This is a genomic window from Virgibacillus sp. AGTR (assembly GCF_016919725.2).
Lineage (GTDB): Bacteria > Bacillota > Bacilli > Bacillales > Amphibacillaceae > Virgibacillus > Virgibacillus salarius.
On sequence record NZ_JAJERH010000007.1, the window covers coordinates 21,798 to 34,762 of the forward strand.

General features: G+C 39.1%; 9 protein-coding genes and 1 pseudogene. 6 read left to right on the forward strand and 4 right to left on the reverse strand.

The window, feature by feature from the left end:
* The first annotated feature begins 142 nt into the window (after positions 1-142).
* A complete protein-coding gene (locus JUJ52_RS05090) occupies positions 143-691 on the forward strand; it encodes a GNAT family N-acetyltransferase (protein ID WP_205389295.1) in 549 nt (182 codons plus the stop codon).
* Positions 692-965: 274 nt separating this feature from the next.
* Here the strand turns inward: JUJ52_RS05090 and JUJ52_RS05095 are convergent, their stop codons facing one another.
* Complete coding sequence (locus JUJ52_RS05095; protein ID WP_205389294.1) at positions 966-2,504, reverse strand: multicopper oxidase family protein; 1,539 nt, start codon at positions 2,502-2,504, stop codon at positions 966-968.
* A gap of 373 nt (positions 2,505-2,877) precedes the next feature.
* On the opposite strand from JUJ52_RS05095, the gene JUJ52_RS05100 reads away from it, so the two are divergent.
* A complete protein-coding gene (locus JUJ52_RS05100; protein WP_205389293.1) occupies positions 2,878-3,762 on the forward strand; it encodes a cupredoxin domain-containing protein in 885 nt (294 codons plus the stop codon).
* Between the two features lie 227 nt (positions 3,763-3,989).
* Positions 3,990-4,535, forward strand: coding sequence for a hypothetical protein (locus tag JUJ52_RS05105; RefSeq protein WP_205389292.1), 546 nt, complete (start codon positions 3,990-3,992; stop codon positions 4,533-4,535).
* Between the two features lie 158 nt (positions 4,536-4,693).
* Here JUJ52_RS05105 and JUJ52_RS05110 read toward each other — a convergent pair.
* Positions 4,694-5,083, reverse strand: a pseudogene (locus JUJ52_RS05110) (RidA family protein).
* Between the two features lie 360 nt (positions 5,084-5,443).
* On the opposite strand from JUJ52_RS05110, the gene JUJ52_RS05115 reads away from it, so the two are divergent.
* Positions 5,444-8,611 carry a DEAD/DEAH box helicase gene (locus JUJ52_RS05115; protein WP_205389291.1) on the forward strand — a complete coding sequence of 1,056 codons (3,168 nt, stop codon included), beginning with the start codon at positions 5,444-5,446 and terminating at the stop codon, positions 8,609-8,611.
* 533 nt (positions 8,612-9,144) lie between these two features.
* Here the strand turns inward: JUJ52_RS05115 and JUJ52_RS05120 are convergent.
* Positions 9,145-9,345, reverse strand: a complete 201-nt coding sequence (locus JUJ52_RS05120; RefSeq protein WP_026682360.1) for a cold-shock protein — start codon at positions 9,343-9,345, stop codon at positions 9,145-9,147.
* A 404-nt stretch (positions 9,346-9,749) separates the two neighbouring features.
* Positions 9,750-10,418 (reverse strand): spore coat protein, encoded by a 669-nt coding sequence (locus tag JUJ52_RS05125; RefSeq protein ID WP_374488065.1) that lies wholly within the window; start codon positions 10,416-10,418, stop codon positions 9,750-9,752.
* A gap of 128 nt (positions 10,419-10,546) precedes the next feature.
* Here JUJ52_RS05125 and JUJ52_RS05130 point away from each other — a divergent pair, with 128 nt between their 5' ends.
* Entirely contained in the window at positions 10,547-11,494 is a 948-nt protein-coding gene (locus tag JUJ52_RS05130) for an arginine deiminase family protein (RefSeq protein ID WP_026682358.1), read from the forward strand.
* Between the two features lie 26 nt (positions 11,495-11,520).
* Positions 11,521-12,816: an amino acid permease gene (locus JUJ52_RS05135; protein ID WP_205389290.1), complete on the forward strand. Its 1,296-nt coding sequence runs from the start codon at positions 11,521-11,523 to the stop codon at positions 12,814-12,816.
* The last annotated feature ends 149 nt before the right edge of the window (positions 12,817-12,965 follow it).

Here is a 12,965-nt window from a genome sequence, read left to right on the forward strand (position 1 = left end):
GGATGAGTTCTAAAACCATATTGTCAAGATTCTAGCAACTTTTTAATGAGTTCATAAGGTACAATTAAGATAGCATTCATTCATACAAGGCAAAGGGTGGAGCTGGAGAAGGATATCCCCCATTACAAAAGGAGAATTAGCAATGAATACATTTCCAATCATTGAAACGGAACGGCTTATTTTAAGGGAAGTAACAAATGAAGATGCACTAGCTATGTTTGACTACTTATCTGATCAAGACGTGGTCAAACATATGGGCTTGGAGCCATATAAAACACCAACCGAAGTTCTGGAGGAAATTAACTGGTATCAGTTAATACGAGAAGAAGGAACGGGAATTCGCTGGGGTATAACTCTAAAAAATATGGATACAGTTATCGGCAGCTGTGTTTTTTTGAACATGCATCCCAAGCATTATCGTGCAGAGGTAGGATTTGAGTTAAGTAAGCTGTATTGGGGAAAGGGCATTGCTAAAGAAGCACTAAAAGCTGTCCTAGACTATGGGTATAAGCATTTTGAACTGGAGCGAATTGAGGCTTTAATTGAACCTCTAAATCGTCCGTCCCAACGATTAGTGGAAAAACAGGGATTTATAAGGGAAGGCTTATTGCGACATTACGAATTTACATGTGGAAAGTTTGATGATTTGTATATGTATTCCATTCTGAAAGAATCGTTTTTTAAATCATGAGACAAACGAATGAGAAACAAATAAAAATGAGCGATAATTAGTTGAAATTAATTATCGCTCGTATTTTGATTAGAATCATTCATATAGTACCTGAAATAAGCGAGACTCCGGCGGGAACAGCACGAGTCCGAAGATCCACTTGGTAACGTGCTTTTCTTTACCAAGTTAGCTGAGGCCGTGCTCGCGGAAAGAGCGTATAGTTTCACGGTGCGGCGTGATAACATGATTATTCGTATTTTGAGGAAAGAAGTTGTGTTTTGTCTCAGCCGCTAATTTATTCCGGCTGATTATCTACGTTTCCGTTGTCTTGATAAAATGCTTTAAAGTTATTATAGTTGACCATGCTTACCATTCCATTGGAAGCGTGGTGTAGGTCGTGACAGTGAAACAACCAATTTCCTGGATTATCTGCTAGAAATGCTACCTCGTAAGTTTCTCCTGGTTTTACGTTTAACGTATCCTTCATAATAGGTGAATGGCTAAGTGGTTCTCCGTTCTTACTTAAAACTTGAAAAAAGTGTCCATGAAGATGCATGGGGTGCGTAGCTTTATCCATACTATTATTTGTTAAGGTAACCTTCACTTTATCCCCCTTATTTACTTTTAAAGGAGATACATCTGGGAAGGTCTTCCCATTAATTGTCCAAACCATGCCCATCTCAGCATCCATGTTCATCTGTGTAGCTAAATCCATTTCATATTCTACATCAAAGTTATCATTAATGGAGAATTGGGATTCCCTTTGTTTTCCAAGCTGGGTAATATCCACTGTATTGGTCGTTGTTTCATGCTTGTTATCCTGAACGTTTCTGTCCTCATATACAACATCTATTTTCATGGCCTGTGATGCTTCTGCCTCTCCATGACGGTCAATGGTAAAGTTACTACTGCCATCAGCTGTAAATTCAACGTCTATACGCTCTCCGGGGGCAATTTCAAACAACGATTTGTTTACGGATTGCGGTTTATTCACCTTTTGTCCATCTACATGAGTAATTTTGTAGTCTATTGGAATATGTATTTGATGAACCATGTACCCTGCATTTATGAAACGAAGCTTTACTAAATCCCCTTTTCTCACCTTTAGTGGTTTACTATTTTCATAGGATCTGCCGTTAATAGTAAAGATGTCATAGGAAGACATGTCATGTCCCATTCCTTTTCCATCCATCATTCCGCTCTTATTGTTCATGTCCATGTTATCGTGATCTGTATTATCTGTATTCTCTACTTGATAATTTCCAGATTCCCACTCATCGAGTACTAATGTATAATCTCGATCTATGTCAGCTTCTTCTTTAGGATCTGTAGGTTCTACAATGATCGTTCCATACAATCCCTTATCAAGCTGGTCTACGCCATTTTGATGGGAATGGTACCAATAGGTTCCGGGATCGTTTGCAACAAACTCATATGTGTAAGATTCACCTGGTAAAACAGCATCCTGTGTTATCCCTGGAATACCATCCTCTGTATTGGGTACAGGGATGCCATGCCAATGGATAGAAACCGGCTCCTGTAATTCGTTCGTTAGATTAACTTTAACGACTTCCCCTTCTTTGACACGTAGTTGTTCACCTGGAACAGTGTCATTATAGGTCCAAGCATTTATTGTATTTTCAGCAGTTAATTTCCATGTGGTCTCCATAGCTGTCAAATCGAATTCATTTACTTTCTTTCCGGTAAAATTCTCCTCTTTAACGTGTGCCGTATCCCCTTTTTCTTGATTCGCATTGGTTTCTGATCCCTGTTGCGAACACGCAGACAAAAAACTAATCAGTAAAATAGCAATAAGTAAGTGAGTGATTCTCAAAGTATCTCCTCCTTCTAGTTATCCGCATATAACTGCTAGTGAGACCCCACTTCAAGTAATAAAGTGAAATCAATATGGATAAGTGTGGGATCAATAAAACTTCCACTGATTGAAGCTTCACTCTATAAAGTCTAAAAAAAATGTGTGAAGAAACGATGCATAAAATCAAAATTTTCTGTGACAACTACGATTGATTTATTATCCTGCATATAACTGGCAGTAAGCCCCCACCTCAAGCAATAAAATGAAATCGAAATTGGTAAGCGGGGATCGACTGCCAGTAAATGTCCGATTAGTTGAACTTTATAGTGAATGAATAGCTTAACGATTCATATAATGAAGCAATAGGACAAGTTTGCGAGGAGAATGGAAAATGACAATTTCAATGTTTGTAACCATACTAGTTATTGCTTTACTTTCAACCTTCATTATCTGGAATACAATATATTATCGAAATAAGATTGCTGTGATGTCTGGGATGATGGTGGCAATGGCCCTTGGAATGAGTGCTGGATTAGCTATTGGTGTAATCATAGGAGCCTTTCTATCTGGGAATTTGTTTGATTCGACAGTGATTGGAATACTAGTAGGAATGGCTACTGGTTATTTGGCTGGTATGCCAATAAGCATGATGGCAGTAATTGATGGGGCTTTAGCGGGTATCATGGGAGGGATGATGGGAGCGATGCTAGGGGATATGATTGCTGCAGAAAACCAGGAGGCAATGATTCGAATCATAGTTGCATTGTTTGTAGGTACCATGCTCATTCTTTATTATTTAATCAAGCAAGAATCTACTACAAAAGCAAGTGGCTGGTTCCTCCATCCCTTAACACTTATTGTGATAAGTTCCCTATTTTTTATGGCGTATCAGCAATTAGGTCCGGTTATGCCTTATTCAGCCAATGATTATAACAATAGCTATAGCCAGCTTCAGGAAAAGCATCTACAGATAGAGGCTGATGAATATACGTTTTTGCCAAACCGAGCGACGGTAGCAGTTGGAGAAACAATAAATCTTGTCTTAGCTAACCGTGGGACGATGGAGCATCATTTAGTAATTATCGGATTGAAAGCACAGGGTACATCCTCTGCTCATCATCAGGAATCGAATTATTCGATTCAGCTGCATAGTGATGCGGGTGAGAATCAAGTTACTACATTTACCCCGCTTATACCAGGTACATATCGTTATATTTGCACGATCCCCGGACATAAAGAAGCGGGGATGGAAGGTGAGATAGAGGTGACACTATAAGAGAATTTGATAATTGTCATGAACGTTATACTTATTGTATGGTATGATCATATTAACTATAAAACTAATGTTGATAAGTGTGGGATCAACTGCGTAAATGTCGGTCATACCCTTGAGGTACGAACAATCCGTGGGAGCTAACAAAACTCCTGCAGATTGAAGTTTCACTTTATACGAAAATAAATTTAAATAAGTAAACGAAGCTTAAAAGAAAAGGAGAGGTTTGTTTGCAGAAGCTACTGTTATCCGTTACTGTAATCCTATTCCTTTTTGGTTGCTCCAATGAAGAAAGTAATGATCATACCAAAAATGAAAGCGTTGTATCTGAGGGTGTAGATGAAAATGCTTCTGAAACGCTCTCTTTCGAGGAGCAAATTCAAAAAGTAATAAAAGCAAATAGCTATAATCCCGAAGATATTGTCGATTATGATCTTAAACAAGACTACATTTATGTATTTTTGTATAATCCTACAAATGGATTAAGTCCAGCGATTTTAAAAAATGAAAAAGACAAGCTTGTTTGGATAAAGAGCTGGGATGCTATTCAAACAAGTTCCCTTAGCGCAGGGGATGCACCGATTGTTACTATCGTTCAACCAGAGGACGCCGATGTGAAAGATGTTAAAATCTTTGGCAAATCAGCAAGAATGACTAAGTTCACAATAGAAATTACGGAGGATTTTTCAAAAGAAGTCAAGTATTGGGTTTATTATTCAAAGCAACCTGACGAAGTCCTTGATAATATTACTGAAGACATTGAATATATGAAATGATAATTAATACGTCGCAAATTAAATAATAGATTGATAGTTAAGACGGATTAGTACTTTCTTAATGTTGTTAAACATGGGAAAAGTGTCTTGTTGTAAATTCACAATCCTGACGATTCCCCAAAAAGGTTTTCCTTTTTGGGCCTAATTATACTTTTATTTCATTCTTCTTTACATGCCCATGCATCAACATCCACTTTAAATGGAGGAGCGGCTAAAGCTACTACAAACACCATTGTTGTTCAAGGTAAATACTCCCCTAGGAATTCACCAATCATCTCTCTTCTTTTGCCTGCATCCATTTCTCCAACAATATAAAACACAAGTTTAGTGAGATCCTTTACATCCATATTTGCCTCTTGTAAATTAAGTTTTATATTTTGAAAAGCCAATTTTAACTGTTCTGAGGAATCTTCTGGTACATTCCCCTTAACGTCCATACCAAGTTGACCGGATAAAGTCAGCCACCTCATATTGCCTGTTGTTTCTATTTGATGGTTATATGGTGCTAACGGTTTATGAACGCTTTCAGGATTTCTAAATACTTTCATTTTAAATCCGCCTATTATTAATAGATTTTTAAATTATTGTATATTACTTTCTTTACTCAGAAAACATATGGCACTAAAGTATTATCCCTTTAAATTTATATCTAAAATTTGCTTATGCAATATTGGTTCTCCATATTCTCCTTCATATTGAGTACCCTCTTTTTTATGTAGTCAAATTTTAGTCATCGGCTTGAACAATCCGTCAACCTGTAGCTTTCACAACTGACTCCTTTTTTTACCAATATGCTGTAAGTTAATATCTCATCTGTTATCACTATTAGAACGTTAGGTAACAACCTTTGCATATGATACAATCTTACTTAGTAATAAATGGACGTTAGAGAGAAGCAGGCGATACTAGTGGATATCAAACTAACTCATAAAAAAATAGAAGAAATGTGCGGAACATCCTCCTTGAAAAAAGGAGTCTCTTTTTTTCGAGCAAATAAAGTGACCTTAAACACCTATACGGACAATTACTGTGAGGCAACAGTTACTGGTAACGAAGACTTTCAGGTATCCATCGAAAGAACAGATAAAAATGAAGTACATACAAGCTGTAGCTGTCCGTCGTTAGCCTCATTTTCAAAGAATTGTCAGCATATTGCCGCTGTCTTGCTGGCGATAGCTGATCGACAGCAGGAGAAGCAGGCGAATCTTTCGAACCAACAGCTAGCAGAAGGATTTATCAATATGTTTGATCAGCGTACTGCTAGGCCTAGTGGTAGACAACGGCATTTTGAAGATAGACAGGTGCTTTCTCTTGGCTTTAATTGTGAAATAATCTCAAATAGCAAAGGGCAGAGCATGATTGGTATTGGCATACAGTTAGGTGCGGAGCGAATACAACATGTTCGCGATTTTCTGTCGGCTGTGGGAGAAGGAAATCCCTATTTTCTACCTTCTTATGATCCAGAGCTTCATTGTTTTACCATTGATAAAGATGCAGTGCTGCAGCAGTTGATTCAGGTGATGACGGATGAGAATGTCTATGTAAGTACCGCACACATGCAAAGGGAGGATCTCTTACCGATTCCTACGACTGCTTGGCAACAATTGCTGCCATTACTTACCGGATTATCAGATGTAACACTTCATATGAATGGAAAAGCATTCGTAGGTCTGCGTATAGAAAGGGAGGCCCTGCCAATCCAATTTTCTGTGAAAGAAACGAATACTGGCGATGGTTTTCTGCTAGAAATAGACGGGCTTAATCGTGTAGAAATCCTAACTATATATCAAATGGTTCTGTTTGATCGCAGTTTCATGCCTTTGGATCGGGAGGATATGACGTATTTGGGAGAGCTTAAGCAAATGCTACATGCAACAAAAGCAAAGCATATATTGATCACTACTGAACAGGTTGCAGTATTTATGGAAAACGTCGTTCCTAGACTACGAAAATTAGGTTCCTTACATTTGTCTGCTAAATTATCATCTGTTCTAACCCAAACACCACTTCGTGGCAAGCTGTATTTGGATCGTGTAAAAAATAGACTATTGGCAAGTATCGAGTTTCATTATGAAAATATCGTGATTAATCCGTTAGAGAATCGTCCTATTCCAACGGGTACGATGATTATTAGGGATAGGGAGAAGGAGGAGGCTATCCTCCAATGGATGGAGGACAGTCAATTTGCTGTTACAGAAGAAGGATACTACCTGCATAATGAAGCACTCGAATATGAATTTTTATATCATAAACTCCCGAAGCTACAGAAGCTGGTCAACGTCTATGCGACGTCAGCGGTTCGAGCTCGGGTTATAAAGAGCCCTATTCCGCCAAGAATTAAAGTGAAGGCACATAAGGATAGGATGAATTGGCTGGAATTTAAGTTTGAAATTGAAGGTTTTCCGGAACAAGATATTCGCGATTTGTTAGCGACGCTTGAAGAAAAAAGAAAGTATTATCGGTTACGAGATGGTTCTCTACTCACGTTAGAAACAAGTGAATTTGAAGAAATACAGCGATTTTTACAGGCAGTTCCAAATCAGGATGATGATCTAGAAGCAGGACTACATGTACCAGTAACCAAAGGATTTGAACTATTGGATGCTGCTTCCGATATAGTCTTTACCTTAGAGGAATCGTTCCGGCAGTTTTTGAAGAGGATAGAGAATCCTGATCTAAATCAATATCCGATCCCAGCACGTTTACAGTCGGTGTTACGTGAATATCAAAAGTATGGATTTCGTTGGATGAAAACACTGTCCAGCTATGGATTTGGTGGGGTTTTGGCAGATGATATGGGGCTAGGGAAAACGATGCAAAGTATGACGTTTATACAGTCAGAGCTTAACACAATTCGAAAACGTGGTCTTCCCGTATTAATCATTTGTCCATCTTCGTTAACCTATAATTGGCTTCATGAATTGAATACGTTTACCCCGGAGATCCAAGCAGCTATTATCGATGGCAATCAAAAGACGCGCGTGGAAAAACGTAAACGGATTATGGGAATGGATGTTGTGATTACCTCGTATCCGCTTTTACGCAGAGATATACATTGGTTTGAGAAGCAGCTCTTTCACACTATATTTTTTGATGAAGCACAAGCGTTTAAGAATCCAGTGACGCAGACAGCTAGGGCGGTAAAGAAACTTCAGGCCGATTATCGTTTTGCTCTAACGGGAACACCAATGGAAAATAACCTAGAGGAATTATGGTCCATTTTTCACGTCGTCTTTCCTGTGCTTTTTCAGGGATTGAAGGACTTTCACAATCTAACGAGGAAACAGATTATCCGACGAATGCGCCCATTTTTACTTCGTAGAATAAAAAAAGATGTGTTAGCAGAGCTACCGGAAAAAATGGAGGCGATAGAATCTATAGAGTTGTTGCCTGATCAAAAAAGGCTTTATGCAGCTTACTTAGCGAAGCTGCGGCAGGATACCTTAAAGCACTTAGATAGAGATACATTACGGAAAAATCGTATCAAAATACTTGCCGGATTAACAAGGCTCCGTCAGATTTGCTGCCATCCAGGATTATTTGTTGAAGGCTATAAAGGTTCCTCAGCAAAATTAGAGCAGCTTAAACAGCTGATCAAAGAGTCAAGTCTTGCCGGTAGAAGGGTATTGATCTTTTCTCAGTTTACGAAAATGCTAGATCTGATAGGGAAAGAATTAGTATATCAAGGGATTCCTTATTTTTATCTAGATGGAGAGACGCCGTCAAAAGAACGAGTGGACCGATGTCGCCGGTTTAATATGGGAGAACGTGATTTCTTTCTTATCTCTATGAAAGCAGGGGGAACGGGTCTTAATTTAACAGGTGCTGATACAGTGATATTATATGATATGTGGTGGAATCCAGCAGTAGAACAGCAAGCTGCTGACCGCGCTCACCGCATGGGACAAGAGAATGTCGTGCAGGTGATTAAGCTAGTTTCAAAGGGTACCATTGAGGAAAAAATGAATGAACTACAAGCGAAGAAAAAGCATCTGATTGAAGAAATGATTGATCCCCAGAATAAATCAGCCTCATCCATTACTGAGGAAGATATTCGTGAGATACTGATGTTCTAGGAAATCAAGTATATAGGAACTTATTTGAGAACAAAAGCGCAAGCGCCCGATTAGAAATGTAACGACTGGAGCGCGGTGATAAAAGGAATCAAGGTGAGCTTGCGAACCGCTGATGACTTAGTTTAGGGCGATTCGTGAAGTAGACTAGTTTCTGGGTGCTGGCGCTGGACGTGGCTTAACACACGTCCATGTATCCACACGTGAAAATTTTATAAATTCCTAGGCTACAAAAAAAAGCTGGGACAAAACACAACTTCTTTGCTCAAAATACGAATAATCATGTTATCCATAGGAGTATTATCGCTCACCGTGAAACTATACGCGCTTTCAGCGGGCACGGCCTCAGCTAACTTGGTAAAGAAAAACACGTTACCACGTGGAGCTTCGGACTCATGCTGTTCCCGCCGGAGTCTCGCTTATTTCAGGTGCTAAATGAATGATTCTAATCAAAAAACGAACGATAATTAATTTCAACTAATTATCGTTCGTTTTAATTGTTTCTTTATTCGTTTGTCTCAGCCTCTTTGTTCCACCTAAGCTTTTTGAACGCTAGCAGCTTGCGGTCCGCGAGCACCTTGCTCAACATCAAAAGTAACTTTTTGACCTTCGTCTAAAGATTTAAACCCTTCACTTTGGATTGCAGAGAAGTGTACGAATACATCGTCATTACCTTCGCGCTCGATAAAACCAAACCCTTTTTCTGCGTTAAACCATTTAACAATACCTTGTTCCATTATGTTGCCTCCTAGTGCGTTCTCGCACATTATATTACTATCCTTGCCCAAAGCGAATCTCAAGACGAAAAGTGATTACTCATGCTATCCTTTACACCGAACAAAAATAATTAAATCTTATTATATCATTTGATTATTAAAAAAGCAATAGAGGAACTGATTTACCGTATTAAAAATTAGTAATGGGATAAGGGTTTTGAGGATTCATTGAAGAAAGAGATGAAATTACGATCAACCGAACCGATATTCATGTGCTATCATTTAAGCTCACAGGCAACAGGTTAGTTTGATGATGATATATTGCAATAGAAAAAGCTACTCCTCTTTTAAAGAAGTAGCTCGTTGTGGTGTTGGGCAATAAAGAGTTCGTTTTTGCTAATGTTTTGCCTTTGTTCCACCTATTCTTATTGCAAGTTAGTTCCTTGTTGAGGAACGGTTGTGTAGCTGTTTAGCATTTGGTTCATATCCTGTTGGCTTAGCTGAGGTACTTGGTAGTACCCATGCTTGTTTTGATAAAGGAATATTTCATAACTTAGCTCAATAAAGTTCGGAACGGTATCGGCGATTACACGGCGTAAGACCGGGTTGGTCATTTCCACCGCAGTCATCGCTAGTAGAGAAGTTAGGGATTTTGTTTGTCCTAGCATGTAAGCGGAAAGCCCTTGATCAGAAAGCTCATTAATTGAGGCGTTTGGTTTTTTAGGCTGCCCTGGCTTGATGCCATAGACGGTATTGTTGTTCTGCTCCATTTCGTATTGTTGTGTCGGGACTTGTGGATCTTGTCCTGTCTGGAACGCTTGTACAATTGTATTGTATGCTTGTGTAACAAATGTCGATTGGCGTTGTAGGATTTCCTTTAACTCCGGATCTTGAATGTGCTGATCGTACATTTGATATTGATCGAGCATGCTAATGATGCCAGCAATTACCTCATGTGCATCAAATAATTCATGTCCTCCATGGTTTTGCATCGGCTGATTTTGTGGCATGTTGCCGGGCTGCTGTTGATTTCCTTGTTGATTCATATTATTCATATTTTCCATCCTAATACCTCCTATGTTAATTTTGTCCATGCTTAGATTCTCCGATTTAGGAATTTTCATGTATAAATGTCATTTTTTCTTTTCGGTATATCCACCACATAAATTTTTTTCGAGTTGGAAACGATAAGATGAATACATAATAGAAGGTAGGATATGCCATGTTAGCATTTGAGCCTAATTGTTGGTCGGAGCATGATGTGTTGGAAACGGTGCTAGTATGTGCACCATCAATGGTAAGTATTCCAGATATAAAGACAGCTGAGGAAGTACAGTGGAGTGCGCCTGTTAATTATAAAAAAGCACATGAAAATTTTCTTGAATTGAAAGCAGCTTTACAAAATGCCGGCGTTCAGGTTATTGATTATTCAGCGTATTTAACTAAAGAGGATCAACAGCTAAGTGACCAACTCATCAATCGTTTTTTTGTGAGAGATTTAGCCTGTGTATTTGGGAATACCATTCTACCTGGAGAAGCAGGTACGTCGATGAGACGTCCAGAATATGTACAAGCACATGTATTAATGGACAAATGGTTTCCAAATTCCTTTAGAATGCATGAAAATAACTACATAAAAGCACTAGAGTATGGGGATGTGCTTTTGCTTAATCGAGATGCCGTTTGGATTAATGTTGGCATGCGGACAAGTATAGAAAGTGTGGAGCAGATAAAGCAGAGTATATTTGCTGCGGGTTTTTCTGAAATAGGAATTATTAGCTTACCAAGACGTACAGATACACTACATTTAGATATGAATTGCAATGTAGCTAGTAAGGATGTGGTCGTGTCCAAAAGCTTCGTTCGCCATTTTCCTATTCATGTTTGGACAGAGCGAGCATCAAGATATGAGATGCCAGAGCAATTCCTAAATCGTCATGGTTTTGAGGTTTACTGGCTTGAAGAATATAATACGATTCCTGATATTAATTTTCTTAATCTTAATCCAGAAACCATTCTTATTAGTAAGCAAGCACATAAACAAAGGTTAAGAAGTCATCCGAAATTACAAAGGAAGAACATCATCGAAATTGAAGTTACTGAGTTAGAAAAGGCTGGTGGAGGCATACGTTGCATGACGCTCCCCCTTCAACGGAAAAGCTCAATGTAATAATTTTATGGGGGGTGACGCTGTTGATGCGTAGAAGTAGGGGGAATATGAAGTGGTGGCAGCTGTCTCTGCTTGGCGTAGGCTGCACCATAGGAACGGGCTTTTTTCTTGGCTCCAGTATTGCGATCCAAAAAAGCGGCCCAGCTGTTTTAATTCCATTTATTTTGGCGGCAATAGGAACGTACATCGTGTATGATGCATTAGCAAAGATGTCTGTGGAGCATCCAGATAAGGGTTCGTTTCGCGCTTATGCCAGACGAGCCTTTGGGAGATGGGCCGGATTCAGTAATGGCTGGGTGTATTGCATATCTGAAATGTTGATTATGGGCAGTCAGCTCATTGCATTAGGCATCTTTACGCAATTCTGGTTTCCTAGCATACCCTTATGGTTGCTGGCTGCGATTTATTCGGTACTAGGGTTGCTTGTTATTCTAACTGGTATGAAAGGCTTTGAGAAGTTTGAGAACGTATTTGGCGTTATGAAGACAGCAGCTATTCTCATGTTTATTATTGTCGCCATTACGCTTATTATCCGGGGATCGATCGGTGAAGCAACGCTTCTTGAAAAAGATGGTAATTTCTTTTCCGAGGGTACCTTGGGAATGTGGAATGCTATGCTTTATGCGTTTTACGCTTTTGGAGGAATAGAGGTTATGGGTCTATTAGTTGTTGATTTAAAAGAGCCAAAGTCTGCGCCGAAAGCAGGCAGAATTATGATAATAGGACTTACATTTATTTATGTAATGTCGCTTGCACTTGCTTTGTCGCTAGTTTCCTGGCACAAAATAAACCCAGATGAAAGCCCGTTTATAACAGCGCTTTCCACTTTTCATGTCCCTTACGTAACAGACATATTAAATGGGATCTTAATCATTGCTGGTTTTTCAACAATGGTAGCAGCTCTTTATGCAGTAGTAACGATTTTAACATCCCTTGCAGAGGATCGCGATGCACCAGCACGGATCGCTAAAAAGGGGAAGTGGAAAATTCCGATACCAGCTTTTTTATTTACCGCAGCAGGTCTTTTTATTTCAACGATTATTGCAATTTTATTGCCAGAGAAAATCTTTGAATATGTGACGACTGCTGCTGGCTTAATGCTGATTTATAATTGGGTATTTATTTTAGCGACGTATACGAAGCTAATGCAGCCATCAGTGATGGATTGGATCAAAACAACAATAGGTATGCTACTCATTACTGTCACAGTTTTGGGCACCGTGATGGAGAAGGCAAGTAGGGTAGGGTTTATCGTGAGCTTGATTTTTCTGTTACTCATTGCCATTGCTGCTAGTATCATTCATAAACGAAGGCAATATTGAACCATGAGGACTAAAGTGTTTGCATCAAAAAAACGATCAACTAGCAAGAATGGTTCACATATGAAAGTGTCTCCGGAAACTATACTCTGCTTTCATCGGTCGGCTGGTGAGCCTTCTCATGGTGCGAGCTTTAGGGTTTCATCACAGCC